Below are 23765 nucleotides of genomic sequence, written 5' to 3'. Positions count from 1 at the left end.
AGCCCGGTGCAGGTTGCTGTCAATTGATCTGGCTGGCCGAGAATTCAGCCAGAGCCAGAATGGTTCGTGAAGGATTGAGGCCCAGGGATTTCGGCACCATGGCGCCATCAATCACGAACAGATTCGGATAGTTGAACACTTCACCGCGGTAATCCACAACACCCTGCTCTATGCTGTCTGCCATGTTGCAGCCACCCAGCGGATGCGGGGTCACAAGATCCTTGAACCAGGACCAGGTGGCCGGTGTGGTCGGGTCACCACCGGTGGCCTGGGTCAATTTCAGGTGCCGGTCTGCCAGCCCCTGTACTGCCTTCTCGGCCTTGCGATAGTCCCAGTCCAGTTTCAGTGTGGTTTTCTTCCACGGCCAATACCAGCGCCGGCCCAGATAAAAGCGACCACCGGGCTCATCCATGGCCTGACCAAACCACGGCATGATATTGGCAAATGGATTGCTCTTGTCACCGTAACGCAGCATGGCATCGCCAAGCCGGGTGCGGGCAATGACTGAACTCTTTCCCATACCCTCAAGCCAGTTACCCAACACATCCGGAATACCACCATCCTCGACAAAATAGCGAGCGCCACCGTCACTGCCATCCAGATAGTCGATGGCACTACTGATAGTCGGCCCGCGGGTCGGGGAAATGATCCGGTCCTCATAGCTGGCCGGGGTGGCAAAGTCACCATTACAGGTCCAGTTGTCACCAAGGCGTCGGCTGATTTTCGGCAGGGTCCGGTACTGGTCGCGGCAGCGCAGAAGCAATTCAGTGGAGCCTACGGATCCGGCCGCCACGATGACTTTTTCCGCGCGGAATACACGCCAGCACTGGCCATCAAGATCTCGTGTGCGCACTTCATAGCCGCCGCCACTCAGTGGCTGGATGGTTCGGACATGATGCAGGGGACGAATTTCTGCGCCGGCGGTTTCCGCCGCGGCAAGATAGTTCAGGTCGAGGGTGTTTTTGGCCTGGACAGGACAGCCCAGATCACAGTTGCCACAATGGGTGCAGGTGCCCTGCTGCTTGCCTTGGGCATTGATCCAGCTCTTGCTGTGTTTGTAGTCATAGGGATCCGGGTCCATATCACTGGACCAGTCCGGATTGAAGGTAACGGCCTGATCCACCATCCGGAAACGATGACCATCCCCCACCGCTTCTGCCGCTTCTTTCATCAGCTTGGTGCGCGGTGTCCACTGATTATCCGGCAGGGTCTGTACGTTCATCATCACGCCGGCAGTATCATAATGTGGCTTGAGGGCCTGATAGCTGATCGCTTCCGGCCAGCCGTTATCAAAAGTCTCCGGGGTCGCCTCAATACTCACGTTGGCATAAATCAGAGAGCCACCGCCCACGCCGGCCCCCATGGCTACGCTCATATCGCCAAAATAGCGAAAATCGATCCAGCCATTCTGTTTTTCCGGTTCATCTTCATCCCACAGCCAGTGTTTCTGACTGACTGAAGGGTAATCGGAAGGCAACCAGCGTCGGCCACGCTCAAGCACCAGAACCTTGCTTCCTTTCTCTGCCAAACGGCAGGCCATGACTGCACCACCGAAACCGCTGCCGATGACCAGGACATCCACTTTTTCCATGTTTTCCCCGAATTTTTTATGGACGACGACGTCACTGTCGCGTCATTTTTCCCTATCGAAAAGCACTATAAAATCTGCCGTCAATCCTGTCTATTTTGGCTACTTTCAAGTACTCTCTGCGTCACATTTTCTTGTGTCTGATTGCCCTGCCCCATGGAACAAATTGATTTTGTCAGCGTTGAAGAACAACAACGCCCCCGCAAACGTAACGGTGTCAACGTCAAGGCAGCAGCTCGCGCAAGTAACGGCAACCGGACTACCCGCCAGGGGGCCGCTCGGGAAGGCTATCGACGTCTCACCGCAGATATCCCTGCCGATCTGCACAAGCGCCTGAAGATGCAGGCATTGATGGAAGACCGCTCTGTCACCGAGCTGATCGTTCAGGCTGCTGAGAGCTTCCTGCGCAACCGCGACTGACCTGCAGGCACCCCGCACACCGTCATCACAGCTTCATTGTCCTGTCATGCTTTCGTACCGGAGGCATCGCAGCATGGCGATATATCGTCCATGGAGTTTCACTATGGCTGCCGATCTGTTTCTGCTCGTCTGCGCACTGGTTGCTGCAACCAGTTTCCGCTTCCTGTTTCGACATCTGCCAGAAGAGCGCTGGCAATTCGTTGCTTCTCTGCCCCTGAAGAAAAATGACGATGGCTCCTGGCGGGGACTGAACCTGACGTTCTACGGATTATTCACCGGCCTGGCAGGCGGTATCGGGGTGGCTACGTTCATCCTGCTGACCGCTTCTGTGCAGGTACCACTGGCCACTTCTCTGCTGCTGACGCTTGGAGTGCTGGCCATCTGCCTGCCTGCCGCCAAGATCATTGCCACAGTAGTGGAAAAAAATCGCCACGGTTTTACGGTGGGAGGAGCCAGCTTTGTGGGTATCCTGATCGCCCCGCTGTTTCTGTGGATGGCAGACCGGCTCTGCCAGCAGTATTTGAATTTCTCCCTGCCAGTACTTCCCATGCTCGCCGCAATGGCCATTGCCTATGTCATTGGCGAAGGGATTGGCCGATTGGCCTGCATCAGTTTCGGCTGTTGTTATGGCAAGGCATTGGCGCAATCCCCTCTCTGGGCAAGACAACTGTTTGCCACGCTTCATCACGTCTTTATCGGAAAGACCAAGAAGATTGCCTTTGCCGGAGAAATGGAATCGGTACGGGTCATCCCAATCCAGGCTGTCACCTGTGTGGTCTACACCGTACTGGCGCTGGTCTGCAGTGCACTGTTCTTCCACAGTGAATTCGGATTGGCTTTTTCAGTGGCCCTGATCGGCAGTCAGCTTTGGCGAGCCTGGTCGGAAACCCTGCGCGCGGATTATCGCGGTGGCAGTAAATTGTTCTCTGCCTATCAGGCAATGGCCCTGTTCGCGGCCATCTACGGGATTGCTATCACCGTTATCATGCCCGCCCATAGCGGGCTGACACCAAGCCTTACCAGCGGTTTAAACGCCCTCTGGACGCCCGCTGTCATCCTCAGCCTGCAACTGATCATGGTGATCATGTTCTTCTTCTCAGGCACCAGCACCATCACTACCGGAGAATTACGCTTCGGGCTGGCGGCAGACTGGCGCTCGCAGGCGGGATGCGAAGAGGAAGGGTGTGAACGTACGGGGAATGCGGCCGTCTGAGAGGGACTAGCTGCAAGCTACAAGCTACAAGCTGCAACGCGGGTTGAGGAGGCGATGATTTTGAAAACATGGAGGCCGCGCCCAATCGATGTGCGCGGGCAGCAACGCCTGGGTTCGGTAGATCATTCGTCGCGTTGTAGCTTGTAGCTTGTAGCTTGCAGCTTGAAACTCAAAGCTCGCCGCTCATAGCTGGAATTTAAACCAACGCCACCGCCTTCACCTGCGCAAACACCGCCTCCCCCGCCACAATATTCAATTCCCTCACCGACCGGGATGACAACCTGGCCAGCAGCACCTGGGATTGCAGCGACAGCCGGACCAGATGCTGCCCTGCACCCAGCGGGGAGACCTCATCAACGGTGACCGGCAGAATGTTGAGAATACTGGATTGCTGTGGCGGCTGGCGGCACAGGCTGACATCACGGGCGGCAATTCGCAGCCTGACTGACGCCCCCCTGGCCCGAATTTGCGCACTGGGGACCAGCAAGGATGTCTGTCCGACAGTGACGGTTTGCAGGTGATCAGCAGGATCATAATCACCGCAGTCACCACTCAATAGGGAGGTGGCATCACTACGCTGCGCCAGAGGTCCCGTCAGGGAAGCCAGCGCCTGGGCCACCGGCCCCTGGGCGATCAGCTGCCCCTGCTCCATCAGCCAGACCTGATCGGCCAGCATTAGCAGCTCATCCATGCTGTGCGTTACATAGAGAATCGGCACGGTTCGCGACACCGCCAATATCATGTCCAGCAGGCTTTCCCGGTGTGGCAGGTCCACCGCAGACAATGGCTCGTCCAGCAGCAGCAGTTCAGGCTGGCTTGCCAACGCCCGAGCCAATGCTACCCGCTGCGCTTCGCCGCCGGATAATTGTTGCACGGAACGCCCAAGCAACGGCTCGATGCGGGTGGCTGCAATGATGCCATCCAGATCTTCCGCCTTGCCCCGGCGACGTTGTACGTAATCCAGGTTGCCGCGAACGCTGAGATGCCTGAACAGGGCCGGCTGCTGCATCAGCATACCCAGCGGGCGCTGCCAGACCGGTAACAATGCCCCCTCAGGCTCATCCTGCCAGAGCTGGTCTGCAAACCGGATAGTGCCAGTACAGGGATAGAGTCCCGCAAGCATTTTCAGCAACGTGCTTTTGCCCGTGCCCGACGAACCAAACAGTACCGTCACACCGCTGGCCGGCAGGTGTCCGCCAGCCTGAATCGTCAAGTTACCCGCCTTGCCGGTCAGGGAGAATTCCAGACTCACAGCCAGCTCCCCGCATCACGCCGACGCTGCCAGCGAAACAGCCCCCATAACATCACCAGCGACATCACCAGTAGCACCGCCGCCAGTCGATGGGCGTTACTGTAATCCCCGGCTTCCACATGCTCATAGAGTGCCACCGAGGCCACCCGGGTCTCTCCTGGCAAACTGCCACCGATCATCAGCACCACACCAAACTCCCCAAGGGTGTGGGCAAAACCGAGCATGGCAGCACTCAGGTAACCTAGCCTTGCCTGGGGAAGCACCAGACTGAAAAAGCGATCACGGGGGCTGGCGCCGCACACCGACGCCATGGCCAGCTGATTATTGTCCAGGGTGGCAAAGGCGTTCTTCAGGGGCTGCAGCACAAACGGCAGTGAATACACCAGCGAGCCAATCACCAGCCCCGGAAAACTGAACGCCAGGGACCGCCAGCCGGCCAATTGGGCAAACCAGCCGCCCGGGCCATTAGGCCCCAGCATCAGCAAGAGATAAAAACCCAGAACCGAAGGCGGCAACACCAGTGGTAGCGCAAGACTGGCTTCCACCAGTGACTGTCCCGGCCACTGCCGACGTGCCAGCCACCATGCCAGAGGCGTACAGATCAAAAGCAGAAGGATGACCGTGACCAGCGAGAGCTGGACGCTGACCCATAACGCCAACCAGTCCGCGCTACTGAGCATCTGCAACCCGGTAACCATGACGCTGGATGACCTCACGGCCTTCCTTGCTGAACAGATACTGATAGAACCGGGAAACCGCCGGCGAGGGATTCAACTGGATGGCTTGCTGGAGGATGGCTGGATAATCGTTTTCCGGGATCTGCCATAGTGAGCCGCTTAGCTCGCGCACCTGACTATAGGCCACGAAGGCAGCGGCAGCCCCGCCACTATGGGCAAAATGAAAACTCTGCCCCACATTTTCCGCCTGTACCAGCTGCACGCTGGCAGGGATATCCAGTTCATCAATCACGTAACGGGCAGCCAGACCGTAGGGAGCTGTACGCGGATTGGCCAGTGCCAGTGGTTCTATTTCGCCGTCGCGAAGCGACTCCGGGGTGAGATTAAGATCCGCTTGCGGAGACCACAATACCAGCACGCCGCGGGCATAACTTTTTACGCTGTCCGACACCCCGATTTCTTCTTCAGCAAGTTCACGGGGGCGACGGGCATCAGCAGCGAGGAACACATCGTAGGGAGCCCCCTGGCGGATTTGTGCCGCCAACTTGCCGGTGGAGGCCACCGTCAGGGCAATGTCAATGTCGGGATGCAGCTGTTGATAATTCGCCACCAGCTCACGTAGAGGCTGGGCAAAATTGGCAGCCACCGCCACCTGGATGCGACTGGCATTGGCCACCAGGGAAAGGCAGCTCAACAGCACGAAGAGAAGCAGACGCATTTGAACCTCGCAGCAACAGGTCTGTTCAGTCTAGGTGAGTCACAGGGGGCTGTCAGGCCTTTCCTTTTTCACTGCTGCTATCTGTGCTGCGGGGGTTTTGCCCACGATGAGCCTGGCCACGCGCCCGGGCCAGTTCAATCTGTTTCTGGCGCTCGGCAAAGCGGGCTTTCTGCTCGGGGCTGGATTCGTCATAACAGTGAGGACAGGAGACACCCAGCTGAAACAGTTCGGACTGCTGGTCCGCTTCGCTGATTGGCCGGCGACAGGCGTGACATTGATCGTATTCACCCGGGTTCAGGTCATGATCCACGGTGACCCGCTCATCGAAGACAAAACACTCCCCTTCCCACAGGGAGTTTTCCTTCGGTGTTTCTTCCAGGTATTTGAGGATGCCGCCCTTGAGGTGGTAGACCTCTTCGAAGCCCTGCTCCTTCAAATACGCGGTGGACTTTTCACAACGAATGCCGCCGGTGCAGAACATGGCTACTTTCTTGTGTTTGGCAGGATCGAGCGTGTCCTTCACATAGTCGGGAAACTCGCGGAAGGTGCGGGTGTGAGGATTGATGGCACCCTTGAAGGTGCCCACTTCCACTTCGTAATCGTTGCGGGTGTCGATGAGAATGGTCTCCGGATCACTGATGACCGCATTCCATTCTTCCGGCGACAGATAGGTGCCCACGGTCCGGTTGGGGTCGATCCCCTCCACACCCATGGTGACAATCTCTTTTTTCAGTTTCACCTTGGTGCGCAGAAACGGATGCTCATCGTGGAAGGATTCCTTGTGCTCCAGATCCACAAGACGGGCATCGCTGCGCAACCAGTCCAGAACCGTATTGATGCCCGCACGGGTACCGGAAATAGTGCCGTTGATCCCTTCGCTGGCCAACAACAGGGTGCCACGCACATCCTGCTTCATCATCAGATCCAGTAACGGCTCCCGCAGCTGCTCGTAGTCTTCCAGCACCACAAACTTGTAAAGGGCTGCCACGACAATACTGTCGGCCGTTTCCACAGAATGACGGTTACTCACTTGCCAACTCCAATCAGGATCTGAAACCAGAAAACCCGCTAATCACGGCCAGGCTGTTCAGCCGTTGCCGAATTCAGGGTCGTGCTTGCTGCCGCCGAGACAATCCGGCGAGTCAGCGACTTCACCGCCCAGCGCAGTCCATTCCGCAACGGTATGGGTATGCAGCGCCAGCGCATGTACCGGACCGGCCAGCTCGTCTGCCAGCAACTGATACAACATCTGGTGGCGACGCACCGGCATCATGCCGGCAAAGGCATCGCTGACCAGTACCAGCTTGAAATGGGTTTCCGAATTCGGCGGTACGCTGTGCTTGTAGCTCTCGTTTTCCAGTGACAAATGCGCCACCGGCATGGCATCCCTGATCTTGCTTTCAATCTGCTCTGCAACCGCCATGGGCTCACCTTGAAACGATAAATTCAGTCCCGCCTCAAGGAGGCGGGCGCGTATTCTACGTCTTTTCGACAGCGGGAGAAATGTCAGCGGGCGGTTGCCGGGACAGGGATAATGGCTTCCCACAGCGCTTCACCCTGCGCATCAAGCAGGCTCACCAGTGAGTCTCCCGGACCGAATTGTTGGACCTGTCGGCCCTCCCTCCAGGCGGGCCAGTCCGGCGCATCACCATGAGCGAATCGACCCCAGACATTCATTACCTGTTCAGAGAGAGCCCGGGCATCGTCTCCGCCTCCGGTGAAATACACCCCCGCGGGGGTGTCGGTAACCCCGAACACGAAGGGAATATCCACGACATGACAGGCACCCAGCGGCACCCCGAATGGCGCACTCGGCCAGGTGAACTGGAAACCCCAACAGGCCGGGTTCTGATTTGCCTGGGCATCCAGCAAACGCAGGGTCGGTACCCTGAACAGGCGATCAGATTCCATGGCAGAGAGGCGATCCAGCTCGGTTCGTTGTGGATCCGGTGTCACCGTGTCCCGGTAGTAACAATCAGCCGCCTCTCCATGGCCCGGAAGCCCTCTTTCAAAACGGCGCAGCAATTCCGCATCATCAATCTCGCGCAGGGCTTCCATGGTGGTTTGCCCGGCCAGCACACCGCCGTACTGGAAAAAGGTGTACTCATCGGCACAGACCCCCGCCAGCAGGCGCTTGTCTCGCGCAGCACCCGCCGCTATGGCATCGATGGGTAATTCAGGCAGCAGATCGCCATCTACTACCGGCAGGAAATTCATCGCAAATTGCGGTGTGGTATCACGCAGGCCACGATTCACCAGCACCTTGATCGAAGCATTCTGAGCCCTGATCCAGTCCTTGTCAGAACAGCTCTGCAGGCGCTCTGCGGCACTGCCCTCCCCCGGCAAGGCAGCCACCATGGCGCTGGCCACCTTGTTGGCCTCCTCATGGCTGAGGGCAAAATCCGCAGCCCCGGATTGCACAATGGCTCCGTGAAACAGGGGGCTGGCAGCGGGACAGGCCAATAGCGAACAGACACTGAAGCCCCCGGCAGATTCGCCGAAAATGGTCACGGCATCGGGGTCGCCTGAGAAGGCGACAATGTTTTCGGCCACCCATTCCAGCGCCGCCACCTGATCGCGCAAACCGGCATTGGTGACCGCCTGCAGTTCCGGCGCCACCGCGGAAAAGTCAGCAAAGCCCAATGCCCCCAGACGATAGGCGGCATTTACCACTACAACCTGCTGGGTACGGGCCAGCTCTGCACCGTTGTACAACACCTGGGAAATGGAGCCGGAGAGATAGCCACCGCCATGAAACCAGACCATGACGGGAAACGGCCCCTCCCCCTCAGGACGCCAGATATTCAGATACAGGCAGTCCTGGCTGGATTCATTCACGCCCATGATGGGATTGTTCATTTGCAAGGAGGCCAGCGGGAACTGATCTGCCCAATAATGCTCCTTGCCTTCCGGCAGCGGTTCGGGAGCCTTGAACCGACGCTCCCCCAGCGGAGCCTGGGCAAACGGGACACCCCGGTATTCCCAAACTCCCTTGTGCTGAAGGCCTTGATACTGCCCCTGACGAATCACTGCTGTCATGAGGTCTCCCTGGTAGAAAGTGAATGAGAAATAGCGCTTTTGTTACTGATTCGTAACTGAATCCAACTCATGTTTTATTGTTCTACAACAACCAATCCCGGCCCTGAAGCCTGACCTACACTTGCCTTGCCATTGCTCACATGGCAGCCAATCAATCTAAGGAGGGATTCTCCAATGAGCAACACTGTTATGACCCAGTTCAATGAGCGCTACGAGCAGATCAATGCGGAAACCCGTGCTGCTGCGGAAAAAGTCAGCAATGCCCTGCGTGGTGCGGCCAAGCGTGTTGAACAATCCAGCACCGAGCTGTTCGACAGTCTGGTAAAGACCGGCGAGAAGCGTCAGCAGGAACTGGCCAAGAGCGCCAAGACTACCGCAAAGAAGGCGGCCGACAAGGTATCCGCGCTGGACGAGCTGCGCAGCAAACTGGCCAGCGCTCTGGGCCTGCCCACCCAGAGCGAAGTGGAAGCCCTGAACAAGAAGCTGAACACCCTGACCCGCAAGGTCAACAAGCTGGCAAAAGACAGCAAGTAATTCAGCTGGCAAGGATTGGCGTGGGGAGCCGGAGGGCCCAATGGGTAGCCATCAAATCGGCCCATGGTGCTTCTCCCTCCCCGCCTTCCTGCCGATCGGCCCATTAGAACGGTTGACTTGAGCGCCCCGCTCTCGTTATCTACTGCTCGAGATAACAACAAATCACGAGCACATGCCCCCCAGTCATTCAACACTGCTGCAACAACGAACCGTGGCCCCTTTCTGGCTGGAATTCCTGCTGGATGCCGCCCTGCGCGCTGGTGTGGATCTCAGCGCTGCACTGGTGGATCTGGGTGTCAGCAATGACGACCTGGAGAATCCACAGTCCCGCATCGCCATGACGATTGAGGATCAGTTGATCCGGCTGGCCCTAAAACACAGCAACGACCCGCTGTTCGGTCTGCACATGGGCGAGGCCATCCGCCCACGCTTCATGGGCGAACTGGGCTACGCCAGTATGTCCAGTGCCACCCTGCGCGATGCCATCGAGTTGATGATCCCTTTCATGAAAGTCACCACCGAATACGCCGCCATGCGTTTCGAGTGGCAGGATGACAACCTGTGGTTGATCTGGGACAGCGATATGGAGTTGCTGCCCACCTACCCCATGCGCATCGATGCCAATTTTGCCGCCGCCATTACTTTCGGCCGCTGGATTCTCGGGCAGAACCACAATCCAGAGCAAATTCGTTTTCGCCACCCACCCCAGGGAGATGCGCAGGAGTATCAGCGTATCTTCAACTGTCCGGTGTTATTCGAGCAGGCAGAGAATGCCATCGTACTCAGCAACCAGTTACTGGATCTGCCCCTTCGCGACGCTGACCCGGATGTCCACAAGCTTGCACGCTCGCGCATGCAACGGGCCGTCACCCAGTATCACGCCCGTGACAATCTGCTCGACCAGATCCGTCTGGAAATCCAGAAGTGCTTTCAGCATGGGGTGCCGCAACTGGAGCCTATTGCGGATGAACTCGGTGTCAAACCCTGGACACTGAGACGACAACTTCGAGCCGAAAACACCGACTTTTCCAGCTTGCTGGAAGAGGAACGCCGCCGCCTGGCCTGTGACTGGTTACTGCACAGCCAGCGATCAGTGAACCAGATCGCCCTGGACCTGGGCTACTCCGAGCAAAGCGCTTTCAACCGGGCATTCAAGCGCTGGTTCGGGATTACCCCGGTAAGCTACCGGGAACAGGGCCATGAGGCGCCACCGCCACTGTGAATTGCCGGACATAACCTAACCTCACAGCGCACCAGCATATGCACGCCCACCAGCGTGGCCCTGGCATTAGGCCAGACTGGTGGCCCCGCGCCAGCGGCGTTTGCACTGTCCAAGGGTGTAACCGCGGGAAAACCCGTCCACCAGGGTCTCTCCCAATGTACCTTTCAGGATCGGCACAGAAACCGGTAGCAGGCCATAGAACAGCGCGGAAAGCTGCTTTACCTTGACCAGCTCCTCGCGCCAGTCCTGCAGTGAATCCCGGTATTTTTCAGGTTTGCCCGCCAGCAAGGCTTCAGCCACCAGCTGGCCACTCAATACGGCGCCGTAAATCCCCTCACCCAGCAAGGCCTCGCTACAGCCGGCCGCATCACCGGCAAACAGGATCCGCCCCTGTTGCAATCGTGCCTGCGGCAGCCAGGTACCCAGCGGAAAGCCGGAAACCTTGTGTGGCTTGACCCCCAGACGCTGCAGACAATACTGGTCCAGGGCCTTGCGATCGGTGGGTGCCAGGCCATGCTTCCAGATATACAGCCCCACATTAATGTGATCCCCCTTGGGGAACAGCCAGCCGTAGCCGCCCTTGATCGCCTGAAAATCCAGCGTCATACCCGGATAGTGCTTCAGGTCGGCGCGGTCAATGTGTCCCTCGATAGCCATGGCCCCTTTCCAGGAGGTTTCCCCCAGCAAATGGCGCACCTTGCTGTTGGCGCCATCAGCGGCGACAAGGTATCCCGCCCGATACTGTTTTCCTTCGCGGGTCGTGACCATCACGCCGTTCTCGTCCTGCCGAACCGACTCGATCCCCCGGGTCTGCTCGAACACGGCACCCTGTTCCCGGGCCTGATCCAGGCAATAGCGATCCAGTTCGCTGCGCTCGGTCATCACGCAGAATGGAGCAGGCGCCTTGAGCGCACTTTCCTGGTGGGGGAAACGGCTGACATAGAGGGTGTCCACAGTCTCTCGTGCCAGTGGCGCAATGGAAAAGCGGTAGCGGTTTAGGGTTTTCAGCGTGACTCCACCCGCACAGGGCTTGCCCGCCCCGGCCGTTCTTGCCAGTACCAGTACCCGCTGTCCGGCAGCGGCCAGATCCCAGGCCGCAGCACTCCCCGCTTGCCCTGCCCCTACTACCACTACATCCCAGGTATTCATATTCCTCCTTAGGAGTTCGTGCGATTAGTCGCCGGCTCCTTTATAATGCGCGCCGTTCGGACCTCTGACCCATGCACGGCATGGTTCAGAGGTTCATCGTTCTGCCACCTCTCCCGAATTAAAGCTAGGAGATTGTTCATGAAAGCACCCGTACGCGTAGCCGTTACCGGCGCCGCTGGCCAAATCAGCTATTCCCTGCTGTTCCGCATCGCTTCCGGCGATATGCTCGGCAAAGACCAGCCCGTTATCCTGCAGCTGCTCGAAATCACCCCCGCTCTGGAAGCCCTGAAGGGCGTCATCATGGAGCTGGAAGACTGCGCATTCCCGCTGGTTGCCGGCATTTCTGGTACCGATGACGCCAACGTGGCCTTCAAGGACGCTGATTATGCACTGCTGGTTGGTGCGCGTCCGCGTGGTCCGGGCATGGAGCGTAAAGATCTGCTCGAAGCCAACGCTGCAATCTTCTCTGCCCAGGGCAAAGCCATCAACGACAACGCCAGCAAGGACATCAAGGTCCTGGTAGTCGGCAACCCGGCCAACACCAACGCCCTGATCGCCCAGCGTAACGCGCCGGACATCAACCCGCGCCAGTTTACTGCCATGACCCGTCTTGACCACAACCGTGGCATGGCGCAGCTGGCCACCAAACTGGGCAAAACTGTCAACGACATCAAGAAGATGACCATCTGGGGCAACCATTCCTCCACCCAGTACCCTGACCTGCACCACTGCGAAGTGGACGGCAAGGTTGCGGTAGACCAGGTTGAGCAGGACTGGTACGAAGGCACCTACATCCCGGAAGTTCAGCAGCGTGGCGCCGCCATCATCAAGGCCCGTGGCGCGTCTTCTGCCGCTTCTGCTGCCAACGCCGCCGTGGACCACATGCGTTCCTGGGCACTGGGCACTGCCGAAGGTGACTGGGTTTCCATGGGCATCTACAGCGATGGCTCCTACGGTATCCAGGAAGGCCTGATCTACTCCTACCCCTGCACCTGCAAGGACGGCGACTGGACTATCGTTCAGGGCCTGGAAGTCAACGACTTCTCCCGTGCGCGCATGGAAGCGACCGAGCAGGAACTGGCGGAAGAGCGTGATGCTGTTTCCCACCTGCTGCCGTAAGGCGTAGCGCTGAAGCACAAAAAAAGGCCGATCATTTGATCGGCCTTTTTTGTGGGCCGCTTCGCGGCCGCATCATTCTTCACGCAACAGGCAACACGCAACGCCTGCTGGCATCAGCGATCACTGGAAGTTTTCGAACTGCATTTGTGCCTGTTCGGCACGCTGTACATAGTCGGAATAGGCATCAATGGTGATCGGCATCAGCACGCCGAAATACCCCACCATCAACAACAGCATCAGCGCAAAGGCCACTTTCACCCCACCGGAATTACTCACCGGAGCAGCACCATAGTTGTTTCCGCCCTGGCTACCCTTCTTGAAGATCAGGATCAGGGCCAGGATGAAGTTCACCAGCGGCACCAGCATCAGCAGACTCAGCCAGCCACTGGCATTGATGTCATTGAGCCGTCGCACCATATAGCCCCACGATATGATCATCATGCCGATGAAGGCGGCCAGCCCCACCATGCTCAGAACAATGGCAACAATGCCCATGGCGCCTTCGCTGCCTGCGGCAAAAGCCGGCACCAGTATCGCCGCTGCGACACCCACGACCAGATAAAACAGTATGCTAAGACCGGTGGCATAAACGAAATATCGCATCCGCCCGATACGCCCGGACAAGGACAGGAATTGTGGTTGGTAGGTCTCGTTGCTGGATACAGCAACATCGGCACCAGGTGCCTGGTACGGCTGGTTCATGAATATCCCCCTAAAGGATCGTTATCAAAATAGAAAAGGTCAGGAAGGGTTACGGTTGAAATCATCCATGGCCCGCAACAAATCACGACGACTGATCTGCCCCACCAGCTTGTCGTCATCGACCACCGGCAAGCGCCGGCGATGATCCGCGAGAAAGATTTCCGCGGCATCGAGAATGGATGTCTGACCGTTCACCGTCTGCAGGTCAAGAGTCATGTACTCACTGACGGTGCCAATCTCGGTATCGTGGTAACTGGCCTGCAATGCCCCCTTGAGGCAATCTGACTCAGAAAACATGCCAATCAACTGGCCGTTCTCATTGACCACCGGAGCACCGGAAATCTGGTTTTCGAGTAGTACACGAATGGCATCGTGGACGGATTGATCGGGAGAGAGGGTAATGACCCGGCGGCTCATATAGTCCGCCACCAACATGGATTTGAGCATGACACGTCCTTGCCGATAAGTGGGCTTCGCCCAATGATTCCTTTCTGTCTTTATAACAGAAAACGCCAGTGAAACCAGAGTCCTAGCCAAGTTTTGGACCTGTAGCTGGGCTTTCCTTACATGACCTGAACCCGGGTACCATTCAGATAAACGGTTATGGAAAAATCAAATCATGAAATGCTATTTTGTGTATATAAAAAAAGTAACAAACACCAACGTCATGGGGGAAGAGCATGGACTGCCGAGAGGACGATCAGAACCAGAAGACCTGGTTCCGTAGCGACCGATTCTTCAATGAAGGCCCGGACTGGTATTTTTCCACTCGTGAAAACACGGTGGAAGGCCCTTTCAGTAGCCGCGAAGATGCTGAAGCCGGCTTGATGATGTACTTGCGTGACATGCAGGTGCGGGAACGATACGGACTCAAGCCGGACACAAAGGTGGCGAACTGAGTCACCACCCCGGTTACGCCCCGTGTCACCTACAAAAGTGATACCGGTGCAGTAATGATACCGTTGTTGTCGGCGTAGACATATTCGCCCGGACGGAATGTCACCCCACCGAATTCGATATCGATATTCAGCTGCCCTTCATCGCGGCGTACTGATTTAATCGGCACGCAGCCCAGGGTTACCACTCCGATATCCAGCTGGGCCAGTGCATCCACATCACGACAGGCGCCGTAGATAATAACCCCTTCCCAACCGTTCTTGACCGCATTCTCCGCGATCATGTCACCGATCAACGCATTACGCAGGCTGCCACCGCCGTCCACAACCAACACCTTACCCGTGCCATCAGTACCCAGGTGCTCTTTTACCCGGCTGTTATCTTCAAAGCACTTCACCGTGACAATTTCACCACCAAAGGCATTGCGGCCACCAAAGCTGAACCAGTTGAAGCCGGTCACCACAGACACCTTGTCGGCATTGTCATCACACAGATCACAGGTCACGAACGTCATATCTACTCCTTGGTTGTATCCGCATTGCGGCGAAATTATTGCCCGGTTTTTGCCTGTCTTTCGCGCAGCTTGCCCGAGTAGACCAGAAAATCCCGGTAGCGCAGTTTGTAAAGACCGGAATCCGGTCCTTCCAGGGCCATACCGACCATGCCTTCAGCCACCTTGCTGGCATCCACCGGCAACCAGTGGGCATCGGTCCAGCGGGTCAGCGGTTCGATAATGCGGTTGATCAGGTTACCCCAGTCTTCAGCGGGCCGCTTGTCATCGCGCTGACCGCGCAGCAGGGAGGGCTGCACCAACACCAGCAGAGGCAACTCAAGATCCTTCAATGCACGCTCCATCTGTCCCTTTACCCTTGAGTAGAAGAACGGTGAACGGGAATTGGCATTGATGGCCGACACCACCAGGAAGCGCTGTACACCCGCACGACGTGCCATCTGTCCTGCCAGCACCACCAGATCATGGTCCACGTGCCGAAACGCCTGTCGTGAACCCGCCTTCTTCATGGTGGAACCCAGACAGCAGAACACATCATCTACTTGAAAGTGATCTTGCAACCCTTCCATGCGGTCCAGATCCACGACCTGCCAGTTCAGTTTGGCATGTTCAATCTCACCAGCACGGCGGGACAGGACGGTCACTTTTTCGTATTCGTCACTGTCGAGAAGCTGCTGCAGGCAGTGCTGGCCAACCAGGCCGGTCGCCCCCAACAGCAAGGCAGTTCTTGTCATTATTCTTCCTCGTTATTTTCTGCCGGCTGCTCGGGCAGCCAGCGCCGCAATACGGTTTCCAGTGCATCCAGATGCACCGGTTTGGCAAGAAAATCATCCATCCCTGCCGCCAGACACCGCGCCTGCACGCCTTCCGCCGTATTCGCGGTAATCGCCACCACCGGCGTGCGTTCTGCGCCGCGGGTCTTTTCCAGGTCACGTAATTGCCGGGTGGCCTCGAAACCATCCATTTCCGGCATCATGCAATCCATCAGCACCAGGTCAAAGTCTTCCTGCTCAAGCAATGCCAATGCGGTTTCACCATTGCTGACGGTCTTCACCTGATACCCCAGCTTGCTCATCATCCCACGGGTAACCAGCTGGTTGACTTCGTTATCTTCCACCAGCATGACCCGAAAGCGTTTACGCCGCTGACGTTCTTCCGGTGTTTTCAGGGGGGCATCACCCACTGGCACCTGACGCTGCAGGCCCAGCAAACGGGAAAGCGCATGGCGAATACTGGAACGGTGGGCTGGACGGACCAACACCACCAGATCATGCCGATCCACCATTTTCTGGATCGCAGGAAGACCACGCTCCTCGATCGTCGCCATCAGCACCAGCCGAACCGGTCGCAAGGAAGGATCTTCCATCACATTACGGCACAGGTTCAGCGCCAGCTCCGGCCGCGAACAGGTATCGACAAACAGCAGGTCAAAATCGGTCTGTTCTCGATGTCCAGCGCGTAACGCTTGCAGGGCATGATCGTAGCCCTCGGCGGAGGAACACTGACAGTCCAGCGCCTCCAGTTCTTCCTGCAGGCACGCCACGGTACCGGCAGCCGCGCCCACGACCACAGCCTGGGCGCCATTCAGGGCTCGAATCAGGCTTTGCGCTTCACGCATGTCCGGCTGCATCTGCACCGGCACGGTAAACCAGAACGTGGAGCCTTCACCGGGTACGCTCTCGGCATTGATATGGCCACCCATGGCGTCCACCAGGCCTTTGCACACCAACAAGCCAAAACCGGTATGGTTGCTGCTGTAGGCGTCCTGGCCGTCTTCAAAGAATCGGTCCAGGAACAAATGGCGAACCGTTTCCGGATCCATGCCTGCGCCCTGATCACTGACCCGTACCCTCAGTACGCCATTACCCTCACTCTCCACCGTGAAATCCACATCGAGACGAATTTCACCGCTATCGCTGAACTTGATCGCATTGCTGAACAAGTTATTGAGAATCTGCATCAGCCGTTCGCGATCACCACGAATCCGCTTTGGCAACATGCTGTCGATCACACAGGTCAGTTCAAGACCGCTGGCCTGGGCCATGGGACCAAACGCTTCCAGGGCTTGCTCAATGGCGCTGCGAAAATCGAAAAACTCAGAATTGAGGGTGACGCGGCCGGACAAGATGCGGGAATAATCGAGCACATCATCAATCAGGGTAAGCAACAGCTTGCCACTGCGCCCGGCCACCTGCATGTAATCCTTTTGCTCGTCATTCAGGTGAGTATCTTCCAGCAGGGACATCATCCCCATCAGGGAATTCATCGGGGTACGAAGCTCATGGGCCAGTCGATAGACCAGGCTTAGCTGGATTTCAGTATTGGTCCGGGTGGGCTGCTGACTGGTCTGCGATTGCAGCCGCCGTTCGCGGGTTACCGCATGCCAAAAAGTTTCGTACTGGCCCCGATACAGGCGGAACAGATAAAACGCATAACTGGCGATCAGGATGGCAATCACCCAGTCGTGCAAGGCTCCGGTCACAAACAGCACCAGCAAAGTGGGCAGGAACATCAGCACGATATAGGCCTGCCGTACACGCAGACCCGCCATCCACGAGGAGCCCAGTGCCGTGGTCACACCCACGTTATAGAGCAGGATGGCAAAGAAATTGAAACCGGTGCCGACACGGGAAGCCAGCCATGCCGGAATCAGCCCCCACAACAGGGCATGGAGCACCAGCCCGACGCCGAACAACTTTCTCCAGCGTGCCGGACCAGCGCCATACAGCGCATCGAAGCGGGCAAACAGCCACAAACGGTAAGCAGTTACCACCAGTACTGCTCCGCCACCGACCAGCGCTTCCAGTTCATGACTCTGGTACACCTGCCCCCAGGCGAACACCAGCGCATAAACCAGCAAGGCCGCCAGCACTCCCATCAGGGAATTCTTGGCGGCCCCGTAATCGACCTTTCTTAAAACCTTGCGATCTTTCTTGTACGTCACAGTGTATGTTCCGTAGAACCTGTTATGTGGCGCTACGTTAGCACTGCTTTCCCGGGCTGGCTAGGCCCGGATTGTCTTGCGTCTGCGGTCCAGCGCCACCAGCAAGGGAACGAAAAAGAAGAAGTCGACAATCAGTGCCATGGCGATGGTAATCGCCGACAGCAGGCCCATACTGGCATTGGGGTAGAAATGGCTGGTGCCGATGACGGCAAAGTTGGCGACCAGCACCACAGAAGTCGCCACCAGCGCCACCCCGACGGTACGCAGGGCGTATTCCACGGCTTTTTCTGTATTGAGACCCAGCTCGCGTTTTGCCCGTACATACTTGCTCAGGAAATGAACAGTGTCGTCCACCACGATACCCAGCGTCATACAGGCCACCACCGACACTGCCAGACCGATTTCACCATTAATCAGACCCCACAGGCCAAACGCCATGCCCGCCGGAAGCAGATTGGGGATCAGCGACAGCATGCCGTAGCGGAACGAGCGTAATGCCAACACCAGCAGCACCGATACACTGATCAAGGCGATCAGGGCACCGGACAACATGCTCTGAATATTGCGCATGGTCACATGGCCAAACAACACATCCATGCCGGTGCCCTTGGTCTGCATGTAATCCGGCCAGTTGGCCGCCATCCAGTCTTCCACTTTCTGGTTGAATTCCAGCACCGGATGCGAACCGATATTTTCCAGCATGACAATCAGTCGCGCCTGGGATTTATCGATATCCAGCTGATCCTCAAGGCCCAGGCCCTGCGGCAAGGACAACTCATACAGCAGCGTGTACTGGGAAATCAGCTCACGGGATTCAGGAATGCGATAGTAGGCCGGATCACCGCCGTGCATGTCACGGTTCAGGCGCTTGATCACGTTGGTGTAGGCAGTGGCATAAACTACATGATCCTGCTGCTCAAGCCAGTTCACCAGATTATCCAGATTGCGCAGGTATTCCGGCTCCATGGCGCCACCGGAATCCGCCGACGGTACCGCATAGTCGATTCGGTGCATGCCGGTGAGTTCTGCCATGGCAAAATCATTGACCCGACGCACCTCGAAGGTTTCATCGAAGTACTCATTGAACACATCATTGATGCGGTTCATGCCAATGCAGCCCATCAGCACCACTACCACCACCGACATCCCCATCAGCCATGACCGGTAGCGGCGAGTAATATGCCTGGCCAGGCTGGCCATCAATGGAGAAAAGTCCCGCTGCTTGCCCGGCTCAATCTTGTGAGGCACCAGCATCACCAGGGCCGGCAACAACACCACAGAGAACAGAAATGCCAGCAGCACACCGATCAGCACCACGTTCCCCAGTGCACGGAACGGCTGGGATTCGGAGAAGTTGAGAATGGCAAAACCGATGGCGGTGGTCAGACTGGTCAGCCACACCGGCTGCAGGTTGATGCGCAGACTCTCGACAATACTGGCTGCCTTGTCCTTGCCCTCCAGCCGTTCATGACGATAACTGGCAAGGATATGCACCGAGTCTGCCACCGCCAGTGTCAGGATCATGGCCGGAGCCATGCCGACAATGGGCGAGAACTCGATCCCAAGCCACATGGCCACCCCCATGGCAGAGGCAATCGAGAAGTTGATGATGAACACGGTCACCACCACAAACATCACACTGCGCAGAATCAGCCACAAACACAGCAACATGATCACGAAGGCCAGCGGCAAGGTGCTGGACATGGACTGTTCTGTGGCTTCCGCGGAAGCCTGATTGAAAACCACGGTACCGGTCACCATGAACTCGATATCGGGATAACGCTGGTTATATTCCCGCGCCATCTCCCGGGCTGCAGCCGTAATTTCCGGGGCTTCGGTTTTTCCCTCCCCCATGGTCACGGTGGCAGCAATACCGGCAACATGTCCCTTGGCGGACACCATTCGGCCCACCAACGATGGCTCATTGACAGCGATCTCGCGTATGCGGGTCAGATCCTCATCGGAAAGGGTATCGGCGTACTCTACCAGTGGCGCCACGTATAATTCGTCGCCCTCCACTTCGGTATGCTGGAAGTTTGCCAGGGAATCCACCCGGGTGGCATGGGGTAACAACCAGGCATCCTCAGTGAGGGACTCGATGGCGGTCAGGGTCTCATTGGTAAACAGATCATCATCTTTGGGATGAATCACGAACAGCACCACCTCGTTGGCAGTGAAACTGTCTTCCAATGAAATGAAACGTTTGAAATCCGGGTTGTCTTCAGTAAAGAAGATGCGTGGATCGTTATTGTTCTGGAACTTGGTCAACCCACTGGCCAGCGCCACCGTCAACGCGATACAGCCCAATAGCACCCACACAGGATGAGCGACCACCCAGCGACTCCAAGCGTCTTTCATGCCTTCCCCTTAGATTAGCGATCACGCATTTCGCGCTTTTTTGCATACCCTGTATTAAACAAAACAAGGAAATTTTCAGCCTGAAGTCTATTCAGGGGTAAACACCGTGTCACGGACCGATAAGGCCAAAACCGGATCAAAAGTTACAGCTTTACGTTAACGTAAACTTCCCCTACTCTTTCCCCATGAACAAAAAACAGACTTACAGCATCGGCGAGCTGGCACGGGAATTTGACGTGACCACCCGCACCATCCGGTTCTATGAGGATCAGGGACTGGTGTCCCCTGCCCGTCGCGGACAGACCCGAGTCTACTCCCCGGCGGACCGGGTCACCCTGAAACTGATCCTGCGCGGCAAGCGACTGGGATTCTCCCTTGCCGAATCCAAAGAGCTGATCGGCATGTACCAGCCCAGTGGCGACAACCGTCATCAGCTGCTCGCCCTGCAGAACAAGATCCGCCAGCGGCGGGACCAACTCGAACAACAACTGCGCGATATCCACGCACTTCAGCAGGAACTTGATGACGCTGAACAGCGCTGTGTGGATGCAATGAATGATCTGGAGAAATGACCATGTTCAACAGCAACTTCAACTTTGATCTGGACGAGACCCTGGTGGCCCTGAGAGACAGCGTCCGTCAGTTTGCCCAGAAGGAAATCGCCCCGATTGCCGCCGAGGTTGACCAGAGCAACCAGTTCCCGCTGGAGATGTGGAAAAAGCTGGGTGATCTGGGAGTGCTGGGTGTCACCGTGAGTGAAGAGTACGGTGGTGCCGACATGGGCTACCTGGCCCACACCCTGGTCATGGAAGAGATCTCCCGTGCCTCCGCTTCCATCGGTCTGTCCTATGGCGCCCACTCCAACCTGTGCGTCAACCAGATCTACCTGAACGGCAACGATGCCCAGAAAGCCAAATACCTCCCGGGACTGGTCAGTGGCGACCAGATCGGAGCCCTGGCCATGAGTGAGCCGGGCGCCGGCTCGGATGTAGTGAGCATGGGCCTGCGCGCCGACAGAAAAGGCGACCACTATGTGCTCAATGGCAACAAGATGTGGATCACCAATGGTCCCGATGCCCACACCTACGTGATCTACGCCAAGACCGACACCAGTGCCGGCCACAAAGGCATTACTGCCTTTATCGTGGAGCGCGACTTCCCCGGGTTCTCTCGTGCCCAGAAACTGGACAAGCTGGGGATGCGCGGCTCCAACACCTGTGAGCTGGTGTTCGAGGATTGCCAGGTCCCTGCCGAGAATATCCTTGGCCAGGAAAACCAGGGCGTAAAAGTGCTGATGAGTGGCCTGGATTACGAGCGTACCGTGCTGTCCGGCGGCTGTACCGGCATCATGCAGGCCTGCATGGATGTGGTAGTGCCCTATGTCCATGAACGCAAACAGTTCGGTCAGGCCATCGGTGAATTCCAGCTCATGCAGGGCAAGCTGGCGGACATGTACGTCACCCTGAATGCCAGCCGCAGCTATCTCTATAACGTGGCAAAAGCCTGTGACCGTGGCGAAACCAACCGCAAGGACGCCGCCGGAGTCATTCTCTATTGCGCCGAAAACGCCACCCAGATGGCCCTGGAAGCCATTCAGACCCTGGGCGGAAACGGCTACATCAACGAGTACCCCACAGGCCGCCTGCTTCGCGATGCCAAACTCTACGAAATCGGCGCCGGCACCAGCGAAATCCGCCGCATGCTCATCGGCCGCGAGTTATTTAATGAGACCGCTTGACGCCAGATGCACGATGCCAGACGAAAACAATGGGGTGTCAGGCGCTAAGCGTCTGGCGTCCAGCGAGACATGCCATGCCAAAGATTAACAGTCAGATCAATGCTGCCAGTCCTGAGTTTCAGGCTAACCGGGAGCACAACCTCAAGCTGCGTGAGCAACTACGCGCCAAACTGGACCATATCGCCCATGGGGGCGGCGAGGCCGCCGAGCAGCGTCTGCGCGAAAGAGGCAAGCTGCCGGTGCGTGAGCGGATCAATCTGCTGCTGGACCCGGGGTCCCCGTTTCTTGAAATCTCCGCTCTCGCCGCCGAGGGCGTTTATGGTGAAGACGTCCCAGCCGCCGGTTGCGTCGGAGGTATCGGTCAGATCCAGGGCGTGGAATGCATGATCGTGGCCAACGACCCCACCGTGAAAGGCGGCAGCTACTACCCGCTCACCGTGAAGAAACACCTGCGCGCCCAGGCCATCGCAGCAGAAAACCGTCTGCCCTGTGTCTACCTGGTGGATTCCGGTGGCGCCAACCTGCCCCGCCAGGATGAGGTGTTTCCGGACCGGGAACATTTTGGCCGTATCTTTTTCAACATGGCCAACATGTCGGCCCGTGGCATTCCGCAAATCAGTGTGGTGCTCGGCTCCTGTACCGCCGGTGGCGCCTATGTGCCGGCCATGGCCGATGAAGTGATCATGGTAAAGGAACAGGCCACCATTTTTCTGGCCGGCCCGCCACTGGTGAAAGCGGCCACAGGTGAAGTGGTCAGCGCAGAAGAGCTGGGTGGCGCCAATCTGCATTGCGAACAATCCGGTGTGGCGGATCATCTGGCTGAAGATGAACCTCATGCCCTGGACCTGGCCCGACGCTGCATCGCTCACCTTAACTGGCACAAGCCGGATCAAGTCAAACGTCAACCGGTGCGTCCGCCTGCGTACCCGAGCAACGAGCTCTATGGTGTGATCCCGACAACGACCCGCCAGCCCATGCCCGCCCGGGAACTGATTGCGCGCATTGTGGATGGCTCGGAACTGGATGAGTTCAAGGCGCGTTATGGCACCACCCTGGTGTGCGGCTTTGCCCATATCCATGGCTACCCGGTGGGCATTCTCGCCAACGATGGCGTGCTCTATTCCGAGTCCGCGCAGAAAGGCGCCCATTTCATCGAGTTGTGCAATCAACGCAAGATACCGCTGCTGTTCCTGCAGAACATCACCGGCTTCATGGTCGGCAAGAAGTACGAATCGGAAGGCATCGCCAAGCATGGCGCCAAGATGGTCAATGCTGTGGCCTGTGCCAGCGTACCGAAATTCACCGTGATCACCGGCGGCAGCTTTGGTGCCGGCAACTACGGCATGTGTGGCCGCGCCTACGATCCACGCTTCATGTTCATGTGGCCCAACGCGCGCATCTCTGTCATGGGGGGCGAACAGGCCGCCAGTGTACTGACCCAGGTCAAACAGGCTTCCCTGAAGAAGAAAGGCGAACAATGGAGCGATGAGGAAGCTGCGGCCTTTCAGGCCGACATGACCGAACGCTATGAGCAGATGGCTCAGCCTTTCTATGCCAGTGCTCGACTTTGGGATGACGGCGTGATCGACCCGGCGGACACCCGGGATGTGTTGGGCCTTGCCATCTCCGCCAGCCTGAACGCACCGATTGAAGAGACACGCTATGGCGTATTCAGGATGTAGGA

At 57.5% G+C, this 23765-nt stretch carries 23 protein-coding genes; 9 read left to right on the top strand and 14 right to left on the bottom strand.

Annotation, left to right across the window (positions count from 1 at the left end; translation table 11 throughout):
• Positions 1-19 precede the first annotated feature (19 nt).
• Positions 20-1591, bottom strand: a complete 1572-nt coding sequence (locus MWU49_RS01545; protein ID WP_246967220.1) for a GMC oxidoreductase — start codon at positions 1589-1591, stop codon at positions 20-22.
• A gap of 153 nt (positions 1592-1744) precedes the next feature.
• Between MWU49_RS01545 and MWU49_RS01540 the strand changes: the two genes are divergently transcribed.
• On the top strand, positions 1745-2008 hold the full coding sequence (locus tag MWU49_RS01540) for a hypothetical protein (protein WP_246967217.1): 264 nt from the start codon (positions 1745-1747) through the stop codon (positions 2006-2008).
• Between the two features lie 103 nt (positions 2009-2111).
• Positions 2112-3221, top strand: a complete 1110-nt coding sequence (locus MWU49_RS01535) for a prolipoprotein diacylglyceryl transferase family protein (protein WP_246967214.1) — start codon at positions 2112-2114, stop codon at positions 3219-3221.
• 196 nt (positions 3222-3417) lie between these two features.
• Here the strand turns inward: MWU49_RS01535 and modC are convergent, their stop codons facing one another.
• From modC to MWU49_RS01505, 6 genes are all read right to left on the bottom strand, one after another.
• Positions 3418-4473 carry a molybdenum ABC transporter ATP-binding protein gene (gene modC, locus MWU49_RS01530; RefSeq protein ID WP_246967212.1) on the bottom strand — a complete coding sequence of 352 codons (1056 nt, stop codon included), beginning with the start codon at positions 4471-4473 and terminating at the stop codon, positions 3418-3420.
• Positions 4470-5153 (bottom strand): molybdate ABC transporter permease subunit, encoded by a 684-nt coding sequence (modB, locus tag MWU49_RS01525; protein WP_246968050.1) that lies wholly within the window; start codon positions 5151-5153, stop codon positions 4470-4472. Before modB ends, modC begins: the two co-directional genes overlap by 4 nt.
• Positions 5143-5868, bottom strand: a complete 726-nt coding sequence (modA, locus tag MWU49_RS01520; protein WP_246967210.1) for a molybdate ABC transporter substrate-binding protein — start codon at positions 5866-5868, stop codon at positions 5143-5145. Before modA ends, modB begins: the two co-directional genes overlap by 11 nt.
• Positions 5869-5920: 52 nt before the next feature.
• Positions 5921-6898: a rhodanese-related sulfurtransferase gene (locus tag MWU49_RS01515; RefSeq protein WP_246967208.1), complete on the bottom strand. Its 978-nt coding sequence runs from the start codon at positions 6896-6898 to the stop codon at positions 5921-5923.
• A gap of 57 nt (positions 6899-6955) precedes the next feature.
• The gene (locus MWU49_RS01510; RefSeq protein ID WP_246967206.1) at positions 6956-7291 is read right to left on the bottom strand and encodes a BolA/IbaG family iron-sulfur metabolism protein; all 336 of its coding nucleotides are present in this window, start codon (positions 7289-7291) and stop codon (positions 6956-6958) included.
• 83 nt (positions 7292-7374) lie between these two features.
• Positions 7375-8907, bottom strand: a complete 1533-nt coding sequence (locus tag MWU49_RS01505) for a carboxylesterase family protein (RefSeq protein WP_246967203.1) — start codon at positions 8905-8907, stop codon at positions 7375-7377.
• Between the two features lie 174 nt (positions 8908-9081).
• Between MWU49_RS01505 and MWU49_RS01500 the strand changes: the two genes are divergently transcribed.
• Together MWU49_RS01500 and MWU49_RS01495 are read left to right on the top strand one after the other, a co-directional pair.
• Complete coding sequence (locus MWU49_RS01500; protein ID WP_246967199.1) at positions 9082-9441, top strand: phasin family protein; 360 nt, start codon at positions 9082-9084, stop codon at positions 9439-9441.
• A gap of 172 nt (positions 9442-9613) precedes the next feature.
• A complete protein-coding gene (locus MWU49_RS01495) occupies positions 9614-10663 on the top strand; it encodes an AraC family transcriptional regulator (protein ID WP_246967196.1) in 1050 nt (349 codons plus the stop codon).
• A 66-nt stretch (positions 10664-10729) separates the two neighbouring features.
• Here the strand turns inward: MWU49_RS01495 and MWU49_RS01490 are convergent, their stop codons facing one another.
• On the bottom strand, positions 10730-11812 hold the full coding sequence (locus tag MWU49_RS01490) for a geranylgeranyl reductase family protein (protein ID WP_246967193.1): 1083 nt from the start codon (positions 11810-11812) through the stop codon (positions 10730-10732).
• Between the two features lie 138 nt (positions 11813-11950).
• Between MWU49_RS01490 and MWU49_RS01485 the strand changes: the two genes are divergently transcribed.
• A complete protein-coding gene (locus MWU49_RS01485) occupies positions 11951-12931 on the top strand; it encodes a malate dehydrogenase (protein ID WP_246967191.1) in 981 nt (326 codons plus the stop codon).
• Between the two features lie 120 nt (positions 12932-13051).
• Here the strand turns inward: MWU49_RS01485 and MWU49_RS01480 are convergent, their stop codons facing one another.
• Positions 13052-13633, bottom strand: coding sequence for a DUF805 domain-containing protein (locus tag MWU49_RS01480; RefSeq protein WP_246967188.1), 582 nt, complete (start codon positions 13631-13633; stop codon positions 13052-13054).
• A 39-nt stretch (positions 13634-13672) separates the two neighbouring features.
• On the bottom strand, positions 13673-14080 hold the full coding sequence (locus tag MWU49_RS01475) for a CBS domain-containing protein (RefSeq protein WP_246967186.1): 408 nt from the start codon (positions 14078-14080) through the stop codon (positions 13673-13675).
• A 233-nt stretch (positions 14081-14313) separates the two neighbouring features.
• Here MWU49_RS01475 and MWU49_RS01470 point away from each other — a divergent pair, with 233 nt between their 5' ends.
• Entirely contained in the window at positions 14314-14532 is a 219-nt protein-coding gene (locus MWU49_RS01470) for a DUF6316 family protein (RefSeq protein ID WP_246967183.1), read from the top strand.
• 29 nt (positions 14533-14561) lie between these two features.
• On the opposite strand, the gene rraA is transcribed toward MWU49_RS01470, so the two are convergent.
• Genes rraA through MWU49_RS01450 form a run of 4 tightly spaced genes read right to left on the bottom strand, consistent with a single transcriptional unit; the run spans position 14562 to position 20343 of the window.
• Positions 14562-15044 carry a ribonuclease E activity regulator RraA gene (rraA, locus tag MWU49_RS01465; protein WP_246967179.1) on the bottom strand — a complete coding sequence of 161 codons (483 nt, stop codon included), beginning with the start codon at positions 15042-15044 and terminating at the stop codon, positions 14562-14564.
• A gap of 35 nt (positions 15045-15079) precedes the next feature.
• Positions 15080-15775, bottom strand: a complete 696-nt coding sequence (locus MWU49_RS01460; protein ID WP_246967175.1) for an NAD(P)H-binding protein — start codon at positions 15773-15775, stop codon at positions 15080-15082.
• Positions 15775-17985 (bottom strand): response regulator, encoded by a 2211-nt coding sequence (locus MWU49_RS01455; RefSeq protein ID WP_246967171.1) that lies wholly within the window; start codon positions 17983-17985, stop codon positions 15775-15777. The genes MWU49_RS01460 and MWU49_RS01455 overlap by 1 nt, the downstream gene beginning before the upstream one ends.
• A 60-nt stretch (positions 17986-18045) precedes the next feature.
• On the bottom strand, positions 18046-20343 hold the full coding sequence (locus MWU49_RS01450; protein ID WP_246967168.1) for an MMPL family transporter: 2298 nt from the start codon (positions 20341-20343) through the stop codon (positions 18046-18048).
• A 185-nt stretch (positions 20344-20528) separates the two neighbouring features.
• On the opposite strand from MWU49_RS01450, the gene MWU49_RS01445 reads away from it, so the two are divergent.
• From MWU49_RS01445 to MWU49_RS01435, 3 genes are all read left to right on the top strand, one after another.
• Positions 20529-20915 (top strand): MerR family DNA-binding transcriptional regulator, encoded by a 387-nt coding sequence (locus MWU49_RS01445; protein WP_246967165.1) that lies wholly within the window; start codon positions 20529-20531, stop codon positions 20913-20915.
• A 2-nt stretch (positions 20916-20917) separates the two neighbouring features.
• Positions 20918-22081, top strand: coding sequence for an isovaleryl-CoA dehydrogenase (locus MWU49_RS01440; protein WP_246967162.1), 1164 nt, complete (start codon positions 20918-20920; stop codon positions 22079-22081).
• A 74-nt stretch (positions 22082-22155) separates the two neighbouring features.
• Entirely contained in the window at positions 22156-23763 is a 1608-nt protein-coding gene (locus MWU49_RS01435; RefSeq protein WP_246967160.1) for a carboxyl transferase domain-containing protein, read from the top strand.
• The last annotated feature ends 2 nt before the right edge of the window (positions 23764-23765 follow it).

It is taken from the genome of Alcanivorax sp. S6407, from assembly GCF_023016115.1.
GTDB lineage: Bacteria > Pseudomonadota > Gammaproteobacteria > Pseudomonadales > Alcanivoracaceae > Alcanivorax.
Note: the sequence above shows the minus strand (reverse complement) of the source record. Positions and strands in the feature narration are given on the sequence as shown.